Here is a 23,507-nt window from a genome sequence, read left to right on the forward strand (position 1 = left end):
CTGAAAAATTCAGCGTTTCCCGTTTGGGGCAGGATGCCCCAACGCGAACAACGACGCACGTCGTTGATTCGCGGAGGCCGTCGCGGACATGTGCCGCGACGAGACGACCTGAAAAAATCCATGGATGGATTTTTTCAGCGTTTCCCTAAGCCTGCCCGCCTCGCAGCCAAGCGGCCCACGCTGCGAACAGGCGCGTATCGCCGGCGCATACGGCAGAGCGCTTCTCGAGCGTGTTGTTGAACACCGCCTCGCCCTCCAGCGTGCAGCTGTGGCCACCCGCTTCCTCGAGGATGAGAAGGCCGCCGGCGTAGTCCCACAGCCCCTGCTTGCCGTGCAGGTAGACGTGGAAGCGCCCGGCGGCAACCCAGCACCAATCGAGGGCCACCGAGCCAATGGAACGTTGTGAGCCATAAGGTGCATCAACGGCCAGTCGGGTCGCAAGCTTGGGGGGAAGGCGCTTGAAATCCACGCAGGCGAGCGCCTTGCCAAGCGGAATGTCCGTTGTGGGCGGTGGCAGCCGCTCACCATTGAGCCAGGCGCCCTGGCCCTGGGCGGCGCTGAAGGTCTCATCGCGCATCACGTCGAAGACCACGCCGAGCACCACCCGGCCGCCGCGGATCAGGGCCAGCGAGGGGGCAAAGATCGGCACGCCCGCGGCAAAGTTGCTGGTGCCGTCGAGCGGGTCGAGGATCCACAGGCCGCTGTCGGCGTGTTGCATCAGGCGCTGCTGCTCGTCCTCGCCCATCTCCTCGCCGAGGAAGGGGATGCCTGGGAAGCGCGCGGCCAGCTCGCGCTGCACGCGGGCCTGCATGGCGAGGTCCGCCTCGGTCAGCCAGGAGCCGTCGGTCTTGAGGTGACGCTCGACGTTGCGAAAGCGCGGCAGAATCTCCTCCAGCGCGGCCTGGCGGACGAGGGCGGCGATGGCGTGGTGGTCGGGTTGAGGCATGGTGGGTTCTTACTCAAGGTTCGTGAAAAGAGGAAGCCACCCCTCTCCCTCTGGGAGAGGGGCCGGGGTGAGGGAAAAGTCCCCCCCCTCAAGGCCGCCGTGATGCCAGGTTGGGCAAGGGGGTGAACCGGCCAAGGAGGGCCGGTTCAGCTTTGCCGCGGCAGGATGCCGCGTCAAAGCGACCCCCTTGAACGGCCTGGCAGCACGGGAACCCGAAGGGCGGCCTTGCGGGTGCGCGTTTCTTTCCCCGATTTCTTTGCGCGAACAAAGAAATCGGGTCGCCCGCCTTAACGAGCGACTCTAACGAAGTTCAAAGCGTTGAGGCGGGCGAAATCAGACCTTCAACGGCCGGTTAAACAGTTTTCAACTCAGGGTTGGCGGCATGGTTTCGTCCGCCTCAAGCGGCCCTCCATGGCCCCACGACTGCCACCTGCCTAACCCCGTCACGCCGCGACCAAAAGGTGATTGCCCTCACCCCCGGCCCCTCTCCCGCGAGCGGGAGAGGGGGGCAGAAAGCCTTCCTTTCCCGCGCCTCCTCTCAACGCTCGACACTGTAAAACACATCCACCCCCGCCTTCACCCCGCTTTGAACCTGCACATAGAGATGCCGGGTCAGTTCATAGCGCAGAACGAAGGTTTGCAACCCCGCCTCCAGGCCCTGCGCGTAGCGCAAGTAGAGGCGCGGGGTGAGGTAGCGCCCCAGCACCAGGCTGAGTTCTCGGGTCCCCACGTCGCTCTCGATCGCCGCCTCCTCCAGGCCGAAGGCCTGGCCGATCCTTCCGGCAAGCATGTCGCCGCCGGCAAACCCTGCCGCGCGTGCGGCCTGCACCATGAGCGCGGCATCGCCGCTGCTGCCCTGCTGCAACGGCCGGCCGGTGACCAGGTAGGAGAGCACTTCGGCCTGCTCCATGGCCGGGACGGAGAAGAGGGCCAGCTCGGGACGGCTGGCACGTCCGGCGATGCGCACACCGGCGATGGTGCCGTCCAGGATGCCGCGGCGCACGGCACGGATGTCCAGCGCCGGATCGTCGAGCGGCGTGTCGGCGAAGATCAGTCGGCCCTGCTCGATCGCGAGGTCCTGGCCGTAGGCCTTGTAACGCCCGTCCATGATGGTCAGCTCCCCCCGGCCGACGGGACCGGGTAGGCCGGGACGGTCGATGACCTCCAGGCGGCCGGTGACGCGGCCGGTGAAACCCTTGCCGCGCACCCGCACCTTCTCGCCCAGGAGCAACTCGATGCGGGTATGCAGGACGTGAGGGCGTGCGGCCTGCGCCTCGCCGACGACGCGCACATCGGGCGAGAGACGCGCCGCGGCGGGCGTCTCCCCCCCCAGGTCGAACAGGGCCTCCGGCACCTCAACCCGCCCGGCAACAAGGGTCTCGCCCGGACGCAGGGCGATCTTCAGGTCCGGCGAGGCCTGCACGCTGGCCGAGGGGAGGCGCAAGGCCGTGAGATTGTCGCCCTTCAAGCCCAACTCGGCGCGCCAATCCGGCAAGCCGGCGAGGTCGACCCGGCCGTCCAGGCGCAGGCGCCCACTGCCCAGACGGGCACCACCCTGCAGGATCAGGTACGGGCCGGGACCGGCGTGGACGACCACCTCGCCCTCCTCGACACGGATGCCGAGGTCGGGCAGCACGACGCTCGCCTCCGAAACCTGCGCACCGCCGAACAGACTGGGCTGGCCGAGGGTTCCGGCGAGCTGGAGGCGCCCCGCCAGCACACCCTGCGGCTCGCGCAGGGCGGGGAGGAGGGCGGCGAGCATGAGCGGCTCGCGGTAATGGAGCTCGACTACCCCGTCCAACCGCTGCCCCGGGGGCCAGCCGTCCTCAATGCGGTGTCCCGGCAGGGCCAGGCGCGCCTCGAGGCGGTTGGAGGCATCCCGGCGCAGCACGACCGCAAGGCGGCTGTCGCCCCCCCCGAGGCGGGCCTCCATGCGCGCCACCTCCAGCGGCACGTCCAGCCACTCGCCGCGCCGGCTTCCGGGCACATGAACCACGGCCCGCTCGGCCCCAAGGCGGACGGTCACCGTGAGCGGCCCCTTCGACGCGGCCTCGAGCACGGCCTCGCCCGCAAGCCCGCCGGAGAGACGCAGGCGCTGCCGCGCCAGCCAAGGGTCGGCCCGGGCGAGGTCGAAACCGGCCAGCTCCACCCTCGCCGTGCCCCGCTGCCCTGCGGACCACGCGCCTTCCATGCACAGGCTGGCCTCCCCTTCGCCCCAGCACCAGCGTGGCAGCTCGACAGCGCGCGGCCCCACGACCCATTCCGTCGGTGCGACGGTGCGCCAATCCCCCAGCGGCGTGCGGCTCACCCGTCCCTCGGTCAGACGCAGGCGCTCCTGCGCCCCGTCCCAGCGCCCCGTCCCGGCCAGCCACAGCGCGGCCCCCGCCCGCCCCTGCGACAGTTCAAGCCTCAGGTCATGCGCCGCCGGCTGCCCCTCCAGCGTGAGGCGGGCGGACGCAAGCCGCACCGCCCCCGCATGGCTGACCTGTTCGGCCGCGAGCACCAGTGCCAGCGGTGCCCCGGGTTCCAGCCCGCCCCCGGCCCGCAGGCTCAGACTGGCGATGCGCCAATCCTGCCAGCCCAGCTGCTGCCCCACGAACGCCCCCTGAAGGCGCGGCGCCCGAGGCGTGCCCACCACCCGGGCCTGGCCGCGCAACGCACCCACCGCCCCCGGCAGCAGCTCGGCGAGGTCGGGGGTATCCATGACGAGGTCAAGGTCGAGGGCCTCACCCAGCACGCCATGGGCCTCGACCCGGCTGCGGCCGGAGCGCAGGTCGAGCTGCTCAAGCGCCAGCCTCGCACCGTCGAGCTGGCCGCGCAGGCGGGCCTCGACGGGGTAGCCTCGAAGCTCACCGTGCAGGCGTTCGACCTCGAGGCGGGCCACGGGTCGGCCATCCCGCAGCGCCCCAACGCTCTGGGCAACGGCCGACAGCCGGCCCGGCCAGGCAGGCAGCAGCACCTCGGGCCGCAGATCGCGGGCGATAAGATCGACCTGCCAGCGCACCTCGGGCGCCCAGTGCGCCTCACCCCTCGCCTCAAGCACCCCTTCCATGGCGCGCGCGGTCAGCTCGTCGAAGGCCAGGTGGGCGAGATCCCCCGAGCCCCGGAGCGCGATCACGGCGGCGGGTTGCCCCGGCGCGGCCAACTGCGCCTCCCCGGCGACGCGGTAGTCGGTGGGGGAGCCCCGCCACTCCAGTATTCCTCGGGACGATTCGAGCGCCGCCGGGCCGACCAGCGGCCAAGCGAGGTTCTGCCAATTCAGGCGGACCTCGCCGCGCAGCCCCACGGAAGGGAGGAGGCCCGCCCCCGGGCCGACATCAACGCCCGTCGCGGCGTGGGCACCGCTCCCACCTGCCGAACCGAGGGGCTTCTCCGACATCCCAACCCAGTCGATTCTCCCCTCGCCATGCAGCCTGCGCTCCCCCTGGTGCAGTTCGAGTTGGCTGACCTGTGCCCCCTGCAGATCGCCCGCGGCCGCAAGGTGCACCGCCCAGGCCCCGAGCTCAGGCAGCCCCTCCAGCAGCGCATTGAACACCACCTCGTCGGCATCCAGCGTGGCGTGCCACGGCAGCCCCGCGGTCAGCGGCTCCATCCCCCCTGTCAGCCGGGCGGTCAGGGGTTGGGTCAGCCGCTGCTCGAAGCTGATCTGGCGCAGCGTGCCCCCGAGCCGCCCCTCCCCCTCCAGCGGCGCCTTCAGCCCCGCCAAGGTCGCCTTCCAGCGCAGGGTCAGGGCGCCGGCATCGTCGGGGTTCAGTCCCCAGTGGCCCGCCGCCTCGAGCGTGGCCCAGGGGGTGTCCAGGGCAAAGTGCGCAAGGCGCATCTGGCCGTCGGCCAGCTGCACACCGGCCTCAAGACGGCGAATGATCTGGAACGCGTCCTCGCCCTGGTGCAGGGCCAGATCCTCGATCTGCAGCCGATCGAGCTGCACGTCCACCGGCAGGGCCCACCCGCTGGAGCGTTGGGTCGGCACATCGGAAGGCCCGCTGGGCGGCAGGGTCATGCGGATGCCCGAGACCGCAAGTGTGCTCACGTGCAACCGCCCGTACAGCAAGGCCCCCGGATGCCAGTCGAGCGTGAGATGGTCGACCGCAAGATCCAGCCCCGGCAGGCGCAGCGCGGCGCCTTTCACCTCGAGACGGCCGAGCACCCGCCCCTCCACCGCCTCGGCCGTCAGCCAGCCGCGCGCCTCAAGCTGCGCGGCGATGAAGCGGAGCCCATCGCTGCTTCCCAGCAGCCAGCCGCCCGCACCCAAGACGAGGATCAGGGCGAAAAGGGCCAGCCACGCCAGGCGCCTCACAGCTCCACCCCCAGGGTGAAATGGATGCGGAAGGCATCGGTCGGGTTGTCCACCCCGTGCGCCACGTCCAGGCCCACCAGCCCTACCGGCGAGCGCCAGCGCAGGCCCAGTCCCAAGCCGGTCTTGAGCTCGATTCGGCTGCCGTTGAAGGCATTGCCCGCATCGACGAACAGGGCCACCCCCCAGGGGTCGAGGAACATCCAGTCGTACTCGGCGCTGAGCACCACCAGGTGCCGGCCGCCCACCACCTTGCCCTCCTCGTTGACCGGGCCGAGCGACTTGTAACCATAACCGCGCACGCTCAAATCGCCGCCGGCGAAGTAGCGCAGCGAGATCGGCACCTTGTCGAAATCGTCGGCCCAGCTTGCGCCAAGGCTTGCGCGCAGCAGCCATTGGTCGTGCTGGCGCTGCGGGAGGGTCAGGCTTGCATCCGCACGCGTCTGCACAAGCGAGGTGTCGGACAGCAGGGCATCGAGCGCGCCGCGCGTCTCCAGATCCAGCCGCCAGCCGCCCCCCCGCGCATCGCGCGGGGGACGGTAGCCCAGCCGGAGGGCGGGGACCAACATCCGCGAGCGGACCTCGGGCTCGCCCTCCACCCGGTAGTTCTCCGTCAGCCAGCCGAGACTGACCTGGCGGCGCCAGAAGCCCTGCACGTCATTGGCGCCCCCCCTCAGCTGGAGGGTCTCGGTCTCGATGTCCGCCACCACCTCGCGGGTGTAATTGACCGCCGCGCCGAGATAGTCGGTGCGGGGGCTGCGCCCGGAGGTCAGCCAGGGGCGACGGTATTCCACCTCGGCCTGGGTATCGATCAGGGAGGCGCGCAGGCGGCCGAACAGACGATCGCCACGGGCGTTGAGATAGCGGCGCTCGACCTCGACCGAACCGCGCGGGCCGGTGTCGGTGCCAAGGCCTGCGCCGAAGCTGTAGCGCGTGCGCGGCCGCGCGGCGAGGCGCACCCCGACATCCACGACATGACGGGCCGGGTCCGAAGTGGGACTGACGTCGACCACGGTGAAATAGCCCGTGTCCGACAGACTGCGGTGCAGCTCCAGCAGGCGGGCGAGGCGGTAGGGGTCGCCCTCCTTCCAGGGGCGGAAGCCCTCGAGCAAGTCCGCATCAAAGCGCTGCGCCCCCTCCTGGGTGAAGGTGGTGGCACCGAAGGCATAGGTCTCGCCGCTGTCCATGCTCAGGGCGACGTCCGCCGTGCCAGCCTCCGGATCAACGATGATCTCATGGCGGATGAAGCGTGCATCGAGGTAGCCGCGCTCGCGCGCGAGCTTGAGCCAGTCGGCCTTGAACTCCTCGTAAGGGACATGCACCAGCGGGCCGTTGGGCACGAGGGGGAACTGTTTCGCGCGGGCGGTCAGAGGCTGATCCTCTTTGCCGGGACCGACCAGGTCCACCCGCACAGCGCGTATCCATACCACGGGGCCGGGCTTGAACCGGAGCACCATCCGCCAACCCGGCGCCTGATCCTGCACATCGACGGCCACCTCAGCGCGGTAGAAGCCCGAAGCCCGCATGGCATCCAGGGCCTCCTCCTCGGCGCGCCGCGCGAGGTGGTCGACCAGCAGGTCGTCGAGATAAACGCTGCTCTTCTGCCGCTCGGCGGAGAGGGCGCCGCGCACGCCAGGCTGGAGGTAGTCGGGCAAGCCCTCGAGCACCACCTCGATCCGCTGCGATGCCTGCTCTGACGCCGGTGCCTCCAGTCCCGCCGTTTCCTCGGCCCGGGCCAGAAGGGGCGCGAGCAGCAGCCACAGGATCAGGGCGCGTTTCAAATGGACTTCATCCTCCCTTTTCAGAGGGTTTCAAGAGGGCTGTCCTGCCCTTCTGAAACTCGCCTCGCACGTCCAGGCTGTTTCAAAGAGTTTTTAACAGCCTGTTTTCTCGAGGGCATCCAGCATCTTGTCCACCCTCCCCGGCGACACCGGGGCGGCAGTCTTGATCTCCTGGGCGAAGAGCTGCAGGCGCAGCTCCTCAAGCATGAAATCGAGGTTAGCACGCGCCTCGGCAGGGAGCGTCCCGCGCCCCACAAGGCGCGCGGCGCGGGCAAGCAGCGGCTCGAGCTGGGCGCGGCCCTGGCGGTCGCGCTCCGGGTTCTGGTCCAGCCGCTCCAGCCGGCGGGTCATGGCCTTGAGGTAGGCGGGCAGGCGTCGCCAGATCACATCCGGCGTGTCGAGGATGAAGTGACGGGCGAACAGGTGGTCGAGCTGGGCCTGGATGTCGCGCGCAGGCTCGACCCAGGACAGGGGGATCCTGCCGGTGAGCCTCTGGCGCAGGGTCTGCTGCTCGCGCAAAAGGCCGCGCAGGGCCTCGAGCAGCTTGAGCCCCTCGGCATACAGGCGCGGGCGGCAGGCGGACACCTTGGCCTCGAAGCCCGCCGGGTCGGACGGCCATCCGCCCTCCAGGAACACGGTGCGAGCCACACGCCAGACCACCTCGTCCTGCAGCTCAAGACAGGGGGCCTCGCTGCCCTTCACCCCCGGCAGGGCGGAGTACAGGAGACAGAGGGCGTTGTCGCGCGCCACCTCGCGCCGGAGCGCCTTCACCTCCTCGCGCGCGGCGAGCAGGAACAGCCGGGTGAGGCCGCGGGCGGTGGCCTCGCGCGCAGCCTCCGGGGTATCCAAGGGCGCGAGCGTCACGCTCTCGCCGGCATCGATCAGCGCGGGGTAGACCGTGGTCGAGCCGCCCTTGGTGTCGATGACCGTGACCTCGGGCAGTTCGCCAAAATCCCAGGTCGTCAGCCCCGATCGAGCCTCGAAGCGCTTGACGAAGGCCCGCTTGGCCGCCTGCCCAAGGTCTTGCTGCATCGTGGCAAGGTCACGTCCGCTGCCGCGCACCTCGCCCGCATCATCGACCAGCTCCACCCGCAGACGCAGGTGCGGCTCGATCTCGGCCAGCGGCCAGTCGTTGGGCTCGACCTGCGCGCCCAGCATGCGCCGCGCCTCGTCCGACAGGCGCTCGGGCAGGCGGCCGGGCGGCGGCCAGCGGTCGAGGCCGCCGGTAAGCCGCTCGACCAGGGCGCGCGCCACATCCGGGGCCGGCACCAGCTGGCGCCGCAGGTGCTTGGGCAAGGCGCGGATGAGGGCCTCGACCTTCTCCGGCAAAAGCCCCGGCACCAGCCATTCCGCGGCCCGCGCATCCAGCCGGTTGAGCTCGGCCAGCGGTACGGTCGCGGTCACGCCGTCGTCCTCGGCCCCCGGCTCGAAGTGGTACCTAAGCGGCACCTCGATCTCGCCCAGGCGCAGATGGTCCGGCAGGCGGCCGCCCTGCGCCGCCTCCGCCTCATGGCGCATCAGCGCCTCGCGGGTGAGGCGCAGGCGGGCATCCAGGGTCTTGTCCCTGCGCAGCGCGGCGGCCAGGGTGGGGCCGTCCACCACCTCGGGCGGCAGTGCGCGCTCGAAGAAGGCACACAGGGTCTCCTCGTCCACCAGGATGTCCGGCCGCCGGGCCTTGGCTTCGAGGGCGCGGATCTCGGCGATCAGGGCGGCGTTGTGGTGGACGAAGGGGGCGCGTTGCCAGGGGTGTTGGCGTGCTTCGGGCGTGGGTTGCCCCCTCTCCCCCCACCCCTCCCCCCGCGGGGGGGAGGGGAGATGGCCGCGTGGAGGGCGGGGGGGAGAGGGTGACTGCAGCGCCTGATGGATGGTCTCCAGCACCCCCTCGGGGTTCTGCATCACCTCGTTGTTCCAGAACCGCAGCACGCGGAAGCCCTGGGCCTCCAACCAGGCATTGCGCTGCTGGTCATAGGCTTCGGCCTCGGTGTGCTGGCCGCCGTCCAACTCGATGACCAGCCGCTTTTCCAGACAGACGAAGTCCACCACGTAGGGGCCGAGGGGATGCTGGCGGCGGAATTTGGTCCCTTCGAAGCGGTGGGCGCGGAGTTGTTGCCAGAGCTTTTGTTCGGCGTCCGTCGAGTTCTTGCGCAAGCTGCGGGCGAAGTCGCGCGGAGAAAGCCGCCCCCTCTCCCCCGGCCCCTCCCCCCCAAGGGGGGAGGGGCGCGTTCCCCTCCCCCCTTGGGGGGGAGGGGCTAGGGGAGAGGGGGTATCCCACGCCGAGCAAGACTCCAACGCCTGCACCACCCCCTCCCGAATAAAGATCCTCCGCGCCTCCGCAGGGTCGATGGCTGCGTAGTTCACCGAACGACGCACGACCACCGGCAGGCCGTACAGGCTCAAGGTCTCAAAGGCCGCCACGCGCCCGGACTCCGGCTGGTAGTGCGGCTCGCTCACCTCACGGGTGAGCAGGTGGCGGGCCAGGGGCTCGATCCAGCGCGGGTTGATCGCCGCGTTCATCGCTGCCCACAGACGGGTGGTTTCCAGCCACTGGGCAGACATCAGCCACCTCGGCGGCTGCTTGGCGAGTGCTGAGGATGGATGGATGGCAAGCCTGCGCCCCTTCACCCCCCGAAAGCTTACAGGCTCGGGGCGCTTGCCCTTGGCGGGGGTGGTTTTGCGCTCATCCTCCTCGCGCAGGGCGAGGTGGCCCAACAGTCCGGTCAGCAGGGCGCGGTGAATGGCATCCTCCGGCGCCTCTTTCTCGTTCTCCCTCACCCCCTCCTCATGGAACAGGCCGCGCAGCTCCTGGTGCAACGCGCGCCACTCGCGCATGCGCACATAGGAGAGGAAGTGCTGCTCGCATAGCCCGCGCAGCTTGGCCTGCGAGAGGTGGCGGGCCTGTTCCTCGTACCAGCGCCAGAGGTTGAGCAGGGTGAGGAAGTCCGACTGCGCATGCCGCCACGCCGCATGCGCCTGGTCGGCGGCCTGGGCCTTGTCGGCGGGCCGTTCGCGCGGGTCCTGGATGGACAGGGCACTGACGATGACGAGCATTTCCGCCAGGCAGCCGTCGTGCTGGCCGGCGAGGAGCATGCGGCCCAGGCGCGGATCGACCGGCAGGCGGGCGAGCCGCTCGCCCAGGGCGGTGAGCCGGCGCTCATCGTCCACCGCGCCGAGCTCGAACAACAGGTCGTAGGCGGCCTTGACCTGGCGGCCCTCCGGCAGGTCGAGGAAGGGAAAGTCCTCCACATGGCCGAGTTTGAGGCTCTCCATGCGCAGGATGACGCTTGCTAAGTTGGTGCGCAGGATCTCGGGGTCGGTCTGCGGTGGGCGGCGGGCGAAGTCCTCCTCGCTGTAGAGGCGGATGCAGATGCCGGGCCCCAGACGGCCGCAGCGCCCGGCACGCTGGCGCGCGGCGGCCTGGCTGATCGGCTCGACCTGCAGGCGCTGCACCCCGGCGCGCGGCGAGTAGCGCGAGATGCGCGCCAGGCCCGTGTCGATCACGTAGCGGATGCCCGGCACGGTGAGCGAGGTCTCGGCGACGTTGGTGGCAAGCACGATGCGCCTACCCGTATGCGGCTGGAACACCCGCGCCTGCTCGGCGCTCGAGAGGCGGGCGTAGAGCGGCAGGATCTCGGTGTGCTTGGGATGGTGCTTTCTTAAGGCCTCGGCCGCCTCGCGGATGGCGCGCTCGCCATCCAGGAACACCAGGATGTCGCCCGGCCCCTCGGCGGCCAGTTCGTCCACTGCATCGAGCAGGGCGCGCGGCAGGTCGCGGTCACGGTCGTCCTCATCGCCCACCACCGGCCGGTAACGGGTCTCTACCGGGTAGGTGCGCCCCTCAACCGAGAGCAGGGCCGCGCCGGGGAAGTGGGCGGCAAAGCGCTCCACGTCCAAGGTGGCGGAGGTGACGATGAGCTTGAGGTCCGGGCGGCGTGGCAGCAGGCGCTTGAGGTAGCCGAGCAGGAAGTCGATGTTGAGACTGCGCTCGTGCGCCTCGTCGATGATCAGGGTGTCATAGCGCGCAAGCAATGGATCGGCGTGGATCTCGGCGAGCAGGATACCGTCGGTCATCACCTTGATCAGCGTCTGTTCCCCGACCTTGCCGGAAAAGCGCACCTGGTAGCCCACCGCCTCGCCCAAGGGGGTGCCCAGCTCCTCCGCGATGCGACTGGCCACCGCGCGTGCGGCGATGCGGCGCGGCTGGGTGTGACCGATCAGCCCGCGCGCCCCGCGCCCGGCCTCGAGCGCGATCTTGGGCAGCTGGGTGGTTTTGCCGGAGCCGGTCTCGCCACAGAGGATCAGCACCTGGTGTTTTTCCAGCGCGGCGAGGATCTCGGCGCGGCGGGCCACCACCGGCAGCTCCTCGGGGTAACGCAGGCTTGGGAAAGCGGCGCGCCGGGCCTCGACCGCCTGACGCGAAGCCTCCAGGGCTGCGCTCAACTCGGCGAGCCCCCGATCGTAAGGCTTGCCCTCGCGCGCGCGGCGCATCAGGCTCGCCAGCCGTTTGGCGAGGCTGGGGCGGTCGCGACTCAAACAGTGCTCGAGGGCATCCGCCAGAGAGCTTAAGGCGGCTTCGTCATGAATATTCATCTTCATGCGGCATAGTATGCGTGAATTCGTTTGAAGAGGATGGAACGTGCGTTGGACCCTTACCCTTGCCGGCGTGTTTTTCCTGCTCGCCGACGCCGCGCTCGCTGCCCGCCCCATGATCACGGACGATGCCCGGGTGGTGGACACCGGGGCCTGCCAGCTCGAGACCTGGTTCAAGGGGCAGCGGGGCGGTGATGAATATTGGGCCGTGCCCGCCTGCTCGCCGACCGATTGGCTGGAGATCACCGCCGGGGCGAGTCTCTTGCTTGAGGAGGGCGTGAGGCGCTCGAGCGGCGATAGTGCCTTGCTGCAACTGAAAACCCTGCTCAAACGCCTGCCCGACTCCGGGCCGGGCTGGGGCGTCGGTTGGGTGGTGGGCAGCCTGAGCCGGGAGCATGAGCCGAGCGACCTGTTGGGCTCCTACTACACCTATGCCCCGATCAGCCTGACCCTCGGCGAGGGGGCCTTTCTGCACCTCAATCCCGGTTGGCTGCATGAGCGCGACACCGGACGCTCGGCCCTCACCTGGGGCGTGGGTACTGAGATCGATCTCATCCCGCGCCTTCAGGTCATCGCCGAGACCTTCGGCGAGGAAGGATTGGGCGGCTATTACCAGGGTGGCTTGCGCCTCTGGATCGTGCCCGATCACGTCCAGCTCGACACCACTTACGGCAACCGCTTTAGCGGCGGCGAGGGCTGGTGGACCGTGGGGTTGCGCCTGATTTCCGGACGCCTGTTCTGACCGGCTGCCGGGAAGGCATCGGCAAGCCCTCGATCCCAGCCTCCCGCCACTGCCCGGGGGCCAGCCCCTCCAGCGTCCACGGGCCCACGGCCCAGCGGATCAGGCGCAGGGTGGGAAAACCGACCGCGGCGGTCATGCGCCGCACCTGGCGGTTGCGCCCCTCGCGGAGGGTGAGTTCGATCCACGAGGTGGGAACGCTCTTGCGAAAGCGCACCGGCGGGACGCGCTCCCACAGCCAGGCCGGCTCGGCGATGCGGCGCGCCTCACAGGGCAGGGTCGGGCCGTCGTTGAGGATCACCCCGCGACACAGCTGCTCCAGGGCCTCATCCGTGACCTCGCCCTCCACCTGCACAAGATAGGTCTTCGCCAGCTTGTGCCGCGGGTCGGCGATGACCGCCTGCAGGCGTCCGTCATCGGTCAACACCACCAATCCCTCGCTGTCGCGGTCCAGTCGGCCGGCCGGATAGTAGCCCTTGCGGTCGATGAAGTCGGCCAGGGTCGCCCGCCCCGCATCATCGGTGAACTGGCAGAGGACGTCGAAGGGCTTGTTGAGCAGGATGACGGATGACATGGTCACCATTGTGGATGTGATGCGGGCATTTGAACAAACAATGGAAGCAATCCGGCGCCCCCTCGTCTTTAGCGGTACGGACATGGCGGACACAAGCCATGCCGCACCCAAGAAGGAGGATCCCATGTTCGCACGCCCACTGATGGCCGCCACCCTTGCCCTGGGTCTGGCTGCCCCGCTGACCGTCCTGTCCGCCCCGGCCATCCTAGCCGCCGAGGCCGCCGTGGTGCAGGAGAAGGTCGTCTATCACGTCAATGACAGCGCCAACGCCAGCGCCGCCCTGCGCAACATCAAGAACCACCTCGATGCCAGCCAGGCGGCCCGCATCGTGGTCGTCACCCACGGCCTGGGCATCGACTTCCTGCTCAAGGACGCCCAGGACGACAAGGGCAACCCCTACCAGCCGATGGTCGAGGGACTGAAGGCCCGCGGCGTAGATTTCCGGGTCTGCAACAACACGCTCACGGCGCGCAAGATCGATCCGGAACGCGTCATCGCCGAGGCATCCATCGTCCCGTCCGGGGTCGCCGAGATCGGCAAGCTCCAGGCCCGCGAAGGCTTCGTCTATCTCAAGCCCTGACCGGCTTCTGGAAACGCCCCGGACAGGAAGCAACTGAATTTTTCAGCGCTTCCCTCTGACCCCGGTCCGCCCGCGCGGCCCTGAAAAGGACGATTTTTCGACATGAAACGCACCCTGATGATCACGGGGGCGGCGGTTACGCTCGCCTGCTCGAACCCCACCTTCGCCACCAACTGGCTCCAGGTGCAGGGCAATGAACCCGCCGACGCACCGCTGTTCAAGCCGTTCGGCTTCCTCCAACCCACCTACACCCGGATCGACGCCGAACCGGTCACCGGCCTGGCCGGCGCGGCCGCCGCCTACAACGGCCAGGACCAGGTCGCCAACCTGGTCGGCCCCGACCTGGACGCCGACGCCAAGTTCCAGTTCTTCCGCGCCCGCCTCGGCGCGCGCGGCGTGCTCTCGCCCCTCTCCGACAAGATCAACTACTTCTTCCTGGTCGAGGGCGGGCGCAACGCCATCACCGCCGAGCATGATCTGATGGTCACGGACGCCTCGCTGACCTTCAACTTCATCCCTGGGGCGCGCCTGCGCGCCGGCCTGTTCAAGGTGCCCACCGGCGAGGAAGCCCTGGTCGCCGTGCACACCAGCTATCCCTACATCTATTTCACCGGCATGAGCGAGAACCTGCTGGTGGAGCGCCAGCTCGCCCCAAGTACGGCGAACGGCGCCGTCCCCGCCGGCCTGGCCAAGGCGGACGTCACCAGCGGCGGTTCCGGCTTCCGTGATGTCGGCATCCAGCTCTACGACTGGTTCAACACCGGGCCATGGGAGCTGTCCTATGCCGCCATGCTCTCCAACGGCGAGAGCATCGATCGGCTGGGCGATCGCGACGGCAACAAGGACCTGACCCTGCGCCTGCAGGCCTCGTACATCTTCGGCGGCAAGGGCCCCAACCGCGACGACCTGAGCCTCTACATCTGGCGCCAGGACGGTGAGCGCCGCTTCGGCACCACGGACTACGACCGGTTGCGCGAGGGCGCGGGCTTCATGTTCCGCAAGGGCGCCTACCGCGTCTCCGGCGAGTACATGCACGGCGAGGGCATGATCCTCAACGGCCCCAACCCGCCGTTCGTCGGCGCGCCCTTTTATACGGTTGGCCTGACGGACGAGGCCCGCGGCTGGTACCTGGAGGGCGGCTGGCGCTTCCATCCCAAGTGGGAGGTGGACCTGCGCCACGAGCGCTTCGACCGGATGACCGAAACCGCGGCCAATGAGCGGCAATTCACGACGACGACCCTCGGCCTGCAATACTTCATCAACCCGGACACCCGGATGACGGTGAACTACGAGCTGCGCGACGCCACGGTGAGCAACCCCCAGGCCATCCCGGCCGGACCCAACCGCGACAATGCGCTCAAGATTGCCGACAATCTCGGCAACCGCCTGAGCGTCCAGCTGACCTGGAAGTTCTGACACGAACAGGCCGTGGACCGGTCCCCGGCGACCGGCCCCGGCCCCTTTTTCCACGAGGACCGACGATTGAGTTTCCTCGCCCTTTTCACCACCCCGCGCGAGCTGCGGGAACGCCTGCGCCAGCAGCGGACGCGGCTCTACCGCATCGCCTACTCCTGGTGCCATGACGAGGCCCTGGCCGAGGACCTGGTGCAGGACACCCTGACCCGCGCACTGGAACGGGCCGGACAGCTGCGTGATATCGAGCGCTTCGACCCTTGGCTGTTCGCCATCCTGGCCAACCGCTGGCGCGACCATTTGCGCAGCCTGCGCCCACACGAGGACATCGACACGCTGGAAGAGCTGCTGCCGGATGGCGGCGACTCCCCCGAGCGCGCCGATGAGCGCGGGGAGATCGTCGACCAGGTACGCGCGGCCTTCGCCCGCCTGTCCATCGGGCAGCGCCAAGTCCTGACCCTGGTCGACCTGGAGGAGTTTTCCTACGCCGAGGTCAGCCATATCCTCGAGATCCCGATCGGCACGGTGATGAGCCGCCTCTGCCGAGCACGCCGACAGCTGCGCACCGAACTCATCAGCCTGCATGAACCGCGCGCGATGGGGCGCGAAACCCTGCGGAGGGTCAAATGATGGGCAAGCACACCCCCTCGGACGAACAGATCAATGCCTTTGTCGACGACGAACTGGCCCCACTCGAGCGCGCCCACTGGCTTGAGCGGATCAGCGACGAGGTCGAACTGCGCCAGCAGGCCTGCGAGCTGCGCATGCTCAAGGACATGGTGCGGGCCGGCTACCGGGAACCGCCGGGCCGCAGACCGTCCCATCCGCTCCGCCAAGGTCGCTGGGGGCAACGGGCCGTGGCCGCCAGCCTCCTGCTGGCGCTGGGACTCGGCCTTGGCTGGGTGACGCGCGGTGCGCTCGATACGCCAGGCGCACTGCAGTTCGCCACCTTGCAGCGCGTGGCCGCCGACCCTGCGCGCCTGGTGCTGCATGTCGACACCGGCACGCCTGAGCGCTTCGCCAGCCTGCTCGATCAGACCCAGGCATGGCTGGAGGAGGCCCGTCGGCATGGCAGGCCGCTGCAGGTCGCGGTCATTGCCAACAGCGGTGGGATCGACCTCCTGCGCGCCTCGACCACGCCCCAGGCCGAGCGCATCCGCGCCCTGCAGGCCGCCTACCCCAACCTCAGCTTCATCGGCTGCCGGCAAACGCTGGGCCGCCTCAAGGACAACGGACAGGACACCCGCCTGCTGCCGGGGGTGCAACTCGCGCCAGCCGCAGTCGATGCAATCGTCGAGCGGCTGCAAAACGGCTGGACCTACATCAAGGCTTGAGCAGGCGGCTACACCCCCAGCGGCTGGCCGCCCAAAAGGAAAAGGCAACCCGGAGGTTGCCTTTTCTCATCCGCGAGGATGGCCGGGCGATCAGGCGCGGCTCTTGAACTCGCCGGTGCGGGTGTCGATCAGGACCTTCTCGCCGATCTCGATGAAGGCCGGCACGGTGATCTCAAGGCCCGTGTTCAGCTTGGCCGGCTTGGTGACCTTGCCGGAGGTGTCGCCCTTGGCGGCCGGCTCGGTGTAGGCGATCTCGCGGGCGATGGTGGTCGGGAATTCGACGCCGATCGGGCGGTCCTCGTAGAAGGTGATCTCGACCACCTCTTCCATGCCGTCAACGATGTAGCCGACGCCATCGCCCAGATACTCGGCCTCGACCTCGACCGGGTTGTACTCGCTGTCCATGAACACATACAGCGGATCGGCGAAGTAGCTGTAGGTGCACTCCTTCTTGTCCAGGATGACCTGGTCGAACTTGTCGTCGGCCTTGTAGACCTGCTCGGTGTTCATACCATTGAGCAGGTTCTTGAGCTTCATCTTGACCACGGCGGCGTTGCGGCCGGACTTGTTGTATTCGGCCTTGAGCACGACCCAAGGCTGGCCGTCGGCCATCATCACGTTGCCGGCGCGGAATTCTTGTGCGGTTTTCATTCAGTCGGTACCAGAAGGGCTAAGCGGTTGTAAAACCTTGGCATTGTAGTGGGCCGCGGCAAACTTGACCAGTTGCGTGGCCAGATCATCGGTCTGCGCAAGCTGCCTTGAGCGCGCCCCGAACCAGGGTGCCCGTTCGCGCAACTGTTCCAGACTTGACCACCAGGATGGGGCCGCCTCGCCCGGATTCAAGGCCTCCTCATTCCAGGCACGCATCATGGCTGCGAAGGGCTCGCGGCCCGACTGCGCATGGCCGGCGTAGACCCCGACGAAGGCATCGAGCTTGTCCAGGTGGGCCATGTCCTCGGTCGGGTAGACGTGCCAAATGAAGGGCCTGCCCGACCAGATCGCCCGGGTGAGCGACTCTTCTCCGCGCACGAAGTTGAGGTCGCACAGCCACAACAGGCGGTCGTACTCCGCCTGCGGCAGGAAGGGGATGACGTGCAGGTGCAGGCTGCCTTCGATCATTGATGTGCCGGGTGCCAACGTGCGCTCCGGGAAGGCCTCGCGCACGCTGTTCAGCGTGCGCCCCTGGGGGACATAGACCGTCACCGGGCACGGGGCTTCCGCCAGCTCGCGCAGCATGACGGGCAGGGCGGGATGCTCGTAGGTGAACAACGAGAGGACGAGGCCGCCCTCCACGGGGGCGGGCATGCCCCAGGACTCGCACCAGCGCGCGCGCAGCGTAGGGTCGACCAGGAAGGCATCACGCGCGGCCAGCAAACCACGCTCGCGCAACAGGCCGCCGGTGCCGGGCTGGATGCCGGGGAAAAAGAAGTACTTCACCTGCCCGTCGCGCTGGGTAGAGGGCAGGCCGTGACAGCCCACGACCCAGTCCTCGGCGCTGAAGTATTCGAGATTGATCCACAGCGGTCGCAGCTCCCGCATGGCAGCGACATAGCCTTCCGGCAGGGTACAGCCGAAGGCCTCGATGACCACGGCGGCGGGCTGGACGGACGGAAAATCGCGGCTCCAGTGGCAGACCTCGATGCCATCGATCGGCTGCCGGGCAAGCTCAAGGCGCGTCGCGGGCACCAGCCGCTGCATGGTGGCGAGGTCATCGACCCACAGGCGCACGGACTGGCCATGCTCGTGCGTCAGCAGGCGGGCGAGGCGCCAGCAGGTGGCGATATCGCCGAAATTGTCGATGACCGTGCAGAAGATGTCCCAGTTTGCGCGCATATGAAGCCCGCTCAGCCCAGATGGTGAGCAAGCCAGGCACGCAGGTCGGCCAGTTCCTCGCCACCGACGCTGTGGGCCATGGGGTAGGTTCTGAAAACGAGATCGCGGCAGCCGAGCTCCCGCAGGGCGTCGCGTGCCCGCTCGGCCGAGGCGAGCGGCACCATGTCGTCTCGCGTGCCGTGGCCCATAAAGATGGGGGTGGCGAGTGCCGCCGGCTGGTGCTCTGCTGCCAGGACATGGCGCAGGGGCAGCCAGGTGGAAAGGGCCAGCACCCCGCCCAGGCGCTCGGGATGACGCAGCGCCGCGTGCAGTGCCACCACCCCGCCCTGCGAGAAGCCGCCGATGAAGATGCGCTCAGCCGGCACGCCTGCCGCGCGCTCGGCCTCGATCAGTTGCCGGGCCTGCGCTACGGCTTGGCGGATGCCCGCCTCATCGACAGGGGCGTCCGGGGTGAGGCCCAGAATGTCGAACCAGGCGCGCATGACGAAGCCTGCGTTCAGCGTCACCGGGCGCGGCGCAGCGTCCGGGCAGAGCAGCCGCCCGGACCACGACAAGGACTGGGCCAGCCCCCGCATGTCGTCCCCATCGGAACCGAGCCCGTGGAAGAGGATCAGGCTTTGGGGCGGCAGGGCGCGTTCGACGATCGGGGTTTCGGGCATGGGGCGGGGCTTGGATACGGATGAGGATGCCTAGAATAACGCGAGCACAAAAAAAGCGGCCCCATGGGGCCGCTCGTGTCGAAGAGCCGGACGCTTGCGATCCGGCGGCTTGCCGCGGATTAAACGGCAGCTTCTTCGGAGTCAGACTCGCCGGTGTTGTCCTTCCAGGACACCTTGATCTTGTCGCCAGCCTTGGCCGGGGCCTTGAAGGACAGGAACGGGTTCTTGGACACGGCGGCGGACATGTTGCCAGCCAGAACCACCTTGCCATTCACCTCAGCGGTCACTTCGGTGATGAACTTCGGGGTGATGTCTGCACCGGTGGTCTTGTCCTTGCGGTTGCCCGGCTCCATCGGGTGGGTGATCAGGCACTTGACTTCAGCCATGTCGCCAGCGACAGAGGCACGGATTTTGATGCTACCAGCCATTGAAATATCTCCTGGTGAATCAGTTCAAAGGGTGTGAAGGTCAGGGGAGGGGGCGATTAGCCGCCGCAACCACCGATGGTGACCTTGACCTCTTTCTTGGCCTGCATCAGCTTGCCGCCGGCCTTGACCACGCCGATGACGTTGGAGGTCTTGCCCATCTTGATGCGGGTGGACAGGTAGGCCGCAGCGCCGGTCAGGTCGTAGTTGCAGACCAGCGGCATTTCGTTGCCTTCTACCAGGATGGCGATGGCTTCGGCAGCGCCCTTGCCTTCAACGGTGACCGGTACGACAGCGCCGTTCTCGGCGATGTCCGGGGCCTTGACGGTAACGTCAGCGCTGTCAGCAGCGGAACCCACGCCCATGGCGCCTTGGAGGGCGTCACCTACGCTCTTGGCCTTGTAGGCCGCTTCCGGCCAGGCAGCGAAGACGGCACGCGGGGTCAGCAGGCCTGCGCCTACAGCAACGCCCACGGCACTGGCAGCCAGGCTGCCCTTCAGGAATACACGACGGTTGCTCTGCATGGTGTTCTCCTCATGTTTGAGTTGTGTGTCTAACACGCCAAGTATCAATGCATGGGGTGTGCCAACTTTGCCTCAGGCGGGAGTCGCCGCCTCCATGCCGCCCTCCGCAGGACAAGGAAGTCACGTAAAAACAGAGCCTTGGCGCCGCAATCGCGACCACCGGGCCGACACGGCGCGGTAGTCAGCCTCGCTGAAGCCGGCAGAGCCTCGACGCCAGGCGCCCTCCTGACATTGCATAAGGCAACGCCCAAACGTTGCACATTGCAATCATTCCTCGCCGAAGGTTTGCAATTTGCGCCATAGAGTGGACTTATTGATGCCCAAGGCGCGCGCCGTCTGCTCGCGGTTACCGTCCAGGCGGCGCAGGGTCTTGAGGATGTAACGCCGCTCCAACTCCTCCAGCGTGGGGTGGTCGGCATCGATGGGTGCCTCGTCAAGGGCCTCTGCGCCCCTGGCCCCGGCCAGGGCGTCGGGAGTGGCGTGGACGCGCTGCGTGGCAAGGCTTGCCGCGGCCGGCCTTGGGGTGGATTCCGCCAGCGGACGCAGGGGCGAGCCCCCCGGCATCCTGTCGATGTGCAGCACGGGTTGCTCGGCCAGCGCGACATGCCGCTCGATCAGGTTTTTCAGCTCGCGCACGTTGCCGGGCCAGTCGTAGGCCATGAGCAGGGCCATGCTGGCCTCGTCGAAGCCCTCCACGTCGCGGTGGTAGCGCTCGGCGAACTCGCGCACGAAATGACGGACGAGGTCGGGGATGTCCTCGCGCCGCTCCCGCAGCGGCGGCATGCGCAGTTTGACCACGTTCAGGCGGTGGTAGAGGTCATGGCGAAACTGCCCCTCCTCCACCATCTGCGCCAGGTCGCGGTTGCTGGCGACGACGAAGCGCACATCGATGTCGATCGGCTGCACGCCGCCCACGCGGGTGACCTGCTGTTCCTGCACCACACGCAGGAGCTTGGTCTGCATGGCATCCGAGATGTTGCCGATCTCGTCGAGGAACAGGGTGCCGCCGGAGGCCATCTCCAGCAGGCCGCGCTTGGTCTGGTGCGCGCCGGTGAAGGCCCCCTTCTCGTGGCCGAACAGCTCGCTCTCGAGCAGGCTGCCGGTGATCGCGCCGCAGTCGATCACCACGTACGGCTTGTCGGCAAAGTCGGACAGCTCATGCACCGCGCGCGCGGCCAGCTCCTTGCCGGTGCCGGACTCGCCCTCGATCATCACGTTCACGCGCACGTCGTGGATCTTCTCGATGACCTTGTACACCACCTGGATGGCAGCCGAGTCGCCCAGCATCCCGCCGTAGCGCCGCGCCGGCCTGCCCTGGCGCGGGCTGCGTTCGAGCTGCTCGCGCGTCAACTCGAGCAGCTCGTCCATCTCGAACGGCTTCTTGATGAAGTCGGTCGCGCCGAGGCGCAGGGCCTCGATCGCATCGTCCATGGTCGAGTAGCCGGTGATGAGGATGAATGGCAGGCGTGGGTGGCGTGCGCGCACCGCCTGCAAGAGTTCGATGCCGTTCATGCCCGGCATCTTCAGGTCGGAGATGACGAGCGATGGCGCGGGACCCTGGCCGAGCCGTGCCAGCGCCTGCCGCGGATCGCGGAACACCTCCACGGCGAAGGGTTCGCGCCGGGCGAAGCGGGCAAACAGCTCGCCGGAGCGCGGGTCGTCGTCGACGAACAGGACAGTGGGCTTGGATGAGGTCATGGGGTCGGGCCCTCGGGCGGGGTGATACGCGGCGAGGCGGGGGTCAGCGGGACCTCGAAGCAGGCCTCGACGCCGCTGGCATCCTCGCGGTTGCGGATGGAGAGCGTGCCGCCATGGTACTGGACGATGCCGAGGCTGATGGACAGGCCGAGGCCGGTGCCTTCGCCCACCCCCTTGGTGGTAAAGAACGGGTCGAAGATGCGCGCCAGCACCTCGGGCGGCATACCTGGCCCGCCATCGCGGACGCAGACGCGCAACCTTCCGCCCTCGCAGGCGCCGCTCACCTGAATGCGTCCCCCCGGGGGTGTGGCATGCAGGGCGTTCTGCAGCAGGTTGAGCAACACCTGCTGGAGCTGGTCGGCGTCGGCCTCGGCGGTGCAGGCCGGGTCGCAGGAGGTGAGGTCGAAATGCACATCCGCCGCCATCGCCTCCGGCTCCAGACGCTCCACCGTCTCGCGCAGCCAGGGGCAGACGCGGAACACGCGGTGCTCGGGCGGCAGCTGGCGGGCGAAGTTCATCACCCCGCGCACGATGCGGCTGGCGCGCTGGGCCTCCTCGCGCAGGTCATGCACATCCTCGCGCAAGTCCTGGGCCGCGCGCGGCAGACCGCGCTCGATCAGGGTGGCCAGCGAGAGGATGTTGTTGAGCGGATTGTTGATCTCATGGCCGATGCCGGCCGCCATCTGGCCGATGCTGGCCAGCTTGGCCTGCTGCATCGCCCGCCGTTCGGCCCGGCCGCGCTCATCCTCGGCGGCCCGCAGGCGGTCCGCCATGGCATTGAAATCAGCCTCCAGTTCACGAATCTCCTGGGTTTGGCTTTGCACCGCGACCCGCCGGGCAGGATTGCTGGCGAAGTCGCGCAGCGCCTCGCGCAGGCGCAGGATGGGACCGGCAATGTGACGGGCGCCCAGCACCGCGAGCAGGGCCGAGGCGATAAAGGCGAGCAGGACCAGCAGCCACAGCGCCTGGCGCAGGCCGGCGTAGGGGGCGTGCAGGGTGTCCCCGGGGACCGCGAAGGCCAGCACCCAGCCGGTCAGCTGGTTGGGATAGGGGTGGTACTCCTGATAATAGATGCGCCACTTGCCGTCGCGCGTGGTGAACACGCCAAAGGGGCGCTGCTGGATGTGCTCCCACAGCTCGGCCTGATCAAGGCTCTGCAGCCGCACCTCGTGCGGTTTGGGCGTGCTGAAGCGGGTCTCCAGCCGGTCGTGGTAGAGCAGAAGGCCGTTGCGCCGGGCGTTGTCCATGTTGCGCTCGACGATCAGCAGTTCAGCCCCCGGCGGGCGCGGCACCAGGCGCAGGATGCGGTCGAGGTACTCACCGAAGGTGTTCACCGCCAGCACCGCCGCCGGCCGGGGCCCATCCCCGAGCGGCACCAGGGCGGTGAGCATGGTCAGGGTCTGGCCGGTGAGCAGGTCCCAGCGGCTCTGCGGCAGCTGCATGAAGCTGATCTCACCCATGGGGAGCTGGCGCAGGCTGCGGGTGAAGGTGCTATCCATCAGCTCCTCCTCGGCATATTCCACGCTGCCGAGACTGGGATAGATGGCGGGGGAGGCGCGCCCGCCGCTCACCTTGATCAGGGTATTGCCCTGCCCGTCCAGCACCCGCAGGCTGCCCAGCCCCGGCACCGTGCGCTGCAGGGTGAGCAGGAACTGGGTGAGCTGGTTCCGCAGCGGCAGGAACTCCGGGTGGCGCGCCCCGTCGTTGGCGGCGCGCGCCACGGGCAGGAAGTCCTGCATCGCAGCCGACTGGGCGATGCCGCGGATCACCTCGCGCTCGTAGGCGAGGTGGTTGTCGATCTCGGTGCCGAGCGCATTGAGGCGGGCGTTGATATCGCGGTCGACCTCGTCGAGGTAGCGCTGCTCGCTCACTGCCAGCAGGACGAGCGTCAGCCCCAGCAACGGCAGGCCGGTGGCGAACAGGGTCCAGAGGAAAATGGTGCTGCGAAGACGCATGGGCGGACACTAGCGCAACCGGGGCCGCACGCAAAGCCGGACCGATTTGTCAGGCTCCCGAGGGCCGTATCCCGCCGGGGCTTCCGGCATGGATGCCGGAAGGGTCTTCGGTACGGGGGCCATACATCTCACGTTGACACCATCATGCCCATGCACTACTTAGAA

The 23,507-nt window shown here is 68.5% G+C and carries 17 protein-coding genes; 5 read left to right on the forward strand and 12 right to left on the reverse strand.

The genetic code is table 11. The features are described from left to right. Positions 1–145: 145 nt before the first annotated feature. The 4 genes from V6D91_RS04870 to hrpA form a co-directional block, all read right to left on the reverse strand. The gene (locus tag V6D91_RS04870; protein WP_347318276.1) at positions 146–946 is read right to left on the reverse strand and encodes an inositol monophosphatase; all 801 of its coding nucleotides are present in this window, start codon (positions 944–946) and stop codon (positions 146–148) included. A gap of 538 nt (positions 947–1,484) precedes the next feature. Further along, entirely contained in the window at positions 1,485–5,243 is a 3,759-nt protein-coding gene (locus V6D91_RS04875) for a translocation/assembly module TamB domain-containing protein (RefSeq protein ID WP_347318278.1), read from the reverse strand. Next, positions 5,240–7,021, reverse strand: a complete 1,782-nt coding sequence (locus V6D91_RS04880) for an autotransporter assembly complex family protein (protein WP_347318279.1) — start codon at positions 7,019–7,021, stop codon at positions 5,240–5,242. The genes V6D91_RS04875 and V6D91_RS04880 overlap by 4 nt, the downstream gene beginning before the upstream one ends. A 93-nt stretch (positions 7,022–7,114) precedes the next feature. Next, positions 7,115–11,614 (reverse strand): ATP-dependent RNA helicase HrpA, encoded by a 4,500-nt coding sequence (gene hrpA / locus V6D91_RS04885; protein ID WP_347318281.1) that lies wholly within the window; start codon positions 11,612–11,614, stop codon positions 7,115–7,117. A 40-nt stretch (positions 11,615–11,654) separates the two neighbouring features. Here hrpA and V6D91_RS04890 point away from each other — a divergent pair, with 40 nt between their 5' ends. Continuing rightward, the gene (locus V6D91_RS04890) at positions 11,655–12,350 is read left to right on the forward strand and encodes a hypothetical protein (protein WP_347318283.1); all 696 of its coding nucleotides are present in this window, start codon (positions 11,655–11,657) and stop codon (positions 12,348–12,350) included. Here the strand turns inward: V6D91_RS04890 and V6D91_RS04895 are convergent. Next, entirely contained in the window at positions 12,289–12,921 is a 633-nt protein-coding gene (locus V6D91_RS04895) for a pseudouridine synthase (RefSeq protein ID WP_347318284.1), read from the reverse strand. The two genes, V6D91_RS04890 and V6D91_RS04895, sit on opposite strands and share 62 nt — an antisense overlap. 124 nt (positions 12,922–13,045) lie before the next feature. On the opposite strand from V6D91_RS04895, the gene V6D91_RS04900 reads away from it, so the two are divergent. The 4 genes from V6D91_RS04900 to V6D91_RS04915 all read left to right on the forward strand — a co-directional run bounded on the left by V6D91_RS04900 (position 13,046) and on the right by V6D91_RS04915 (position 16,248). Continuing rightward, positions 13,046–13,501 carry a DsrE family protein gene (locus V6D91_RS04900; protein WP_347318285.1) on the forward strand — a complete coding sequence of 152 codons (456 nt, stop codon included), beginning with the start codon at positions 13,046–13,048 and terminating at the stop codon, positions 13,499–13,501. Between the two features lie 102 nt (positions 13,502–13,603). Then, positions 13,604–14,917 carry a hypothetical protein gene (locus V6D91_RS04905; RefSeq protein ID WP_347318286.1) on the forward strand — a complete coding sequence of 438 codons (1,314 nt, stop codon included), beginning with the start codon at positions 13,604–13,606 and terminating at the stop codon, positions 14,915–14,917. Positions 14,918–14,983: 66 nt separating this feature from the next. Next, positions 14,984–15,544, forward strand: coding sequence for an RNA polymerase sigma factor (locus V6D91_RS04910; protein ID WP_347318288.1), 561 nt, complete (start codon positions 14,984–14,986; stop codon positions 15,542–15,544). Beyond that, positions 15,541–16,248, forward strand: a complete 708-nt coding sequence (locus tag V6D91_RS04915) for a hypothetical protein (protein ID WP_347318290.1) — start codon at positions 15,541–15,543, stop codon at positions 16,246–16,248. The genes V6D91_RS04910 and V6D91_RS04915 overlap by 4 nt, the downstream gene beginning before the upstream one ends. A gap of 90 nt (positions 16,249–16,338) precedes the next feature. Here V6D91_RS04915 and efp read toward each other — a convergent pair whose 3' ends face one another. From efp to V6D91_RS04950, 7 genes are all read right to left on the reverse strand, one after another. After that, a complete protein-coding gene (gene efp, locus V6D91_RS04920) occupies positions 16,339–16,899 on the reverse strand; it encodes an elongation factor P (protein WP_347318292.1) in 561 nt (186 codons plus the stop codon). Beyond that, positions 16,900–18,081, reverse strand: coding sequence for an elongation factor P maturation arginine rhamnosyltransferase EarP (gene earP, locus V6D91_RS04925; protein WP_347318294.1), 1,182 nt, complete (start codon positions 18,079–18,081; stop codon positions 16,900–16,902). Positions 18,082–18,092: 11 nt separating this feature from the next. Beyond that, on the reverse strand, positions 18,093–18,740 hold the full coding sequence (locus tag V6D91_RS04930; RefSeq protein WP_347318296.1) for an alpha/beta hydrolase-fold protein: 648 nt from the start codon (positions 18,738–18,740) through the stop codon (positions 18,093–18,095). Between the two features lie 119 nt (positions 18,741–18,859). Beyond that, positions 18,860–19,168 (reverse strand): thiosulfate oxidation carrier complex protein SoxZ, encoded by a 309-nt coding sequence (gene soxZ, locus V6D91_RS04935; RefSeq protein ID WP_347318298.1) that lies wholly within the window; start codon positions 19,166–19,168, stop codon positions 18,860–18,862. Between the two features lie 56 nt (positions 19,169–19,224). Continuing rightward, positions 19,225–19,689: a thiosulfate oxidation carrier protein SoxY gene (soxY, locus tag V6D91_RS04940; protein ID WP_347318300.1), complete on the reverse strand. Its 465-nt coding sequence runs from the start codon at positions 19,687–19,689 to the stop codon at positions 19,225–19,227. Positions 19,690–19,956: 267 nt separating this feature from the next. Further along, complete coding sequence (locus tag V6D91_RS04945) at positions 19,957–21,387, reverse strand: sigma-54 dependent transcriptional regulator (protein ID WP_347318302.1); 1,431 nt, start codon at positions 21,385–21,387, stop codon at positions 19,957–19,959. Continuing rightward, positions 21,384–23,342, reverse strand: coding sequence for a sensor histidine kinase (locus V6D91_RS04950; protein ID WP_347318304.1), 1,959 nt, complete (start codon positions 23,340–23,342; stop codon positions 21,384–21,386). Before V6D91_RS04950 ends, V6D91_RS04945 begins: the two co-directional genes overlap by 4 nt. Positions 23,343–23,507: the final 165 nt, after the last annotated feature.

Source organism: Thiofaba sp. EF100, assembly GCF_039822285.1.
Taxonomy (GTDB): Bacteria; Pseudomonadota; Gammaproteobacteria; order Halothiobacillales; family Halothiobacillaceae; genus Thiofaba.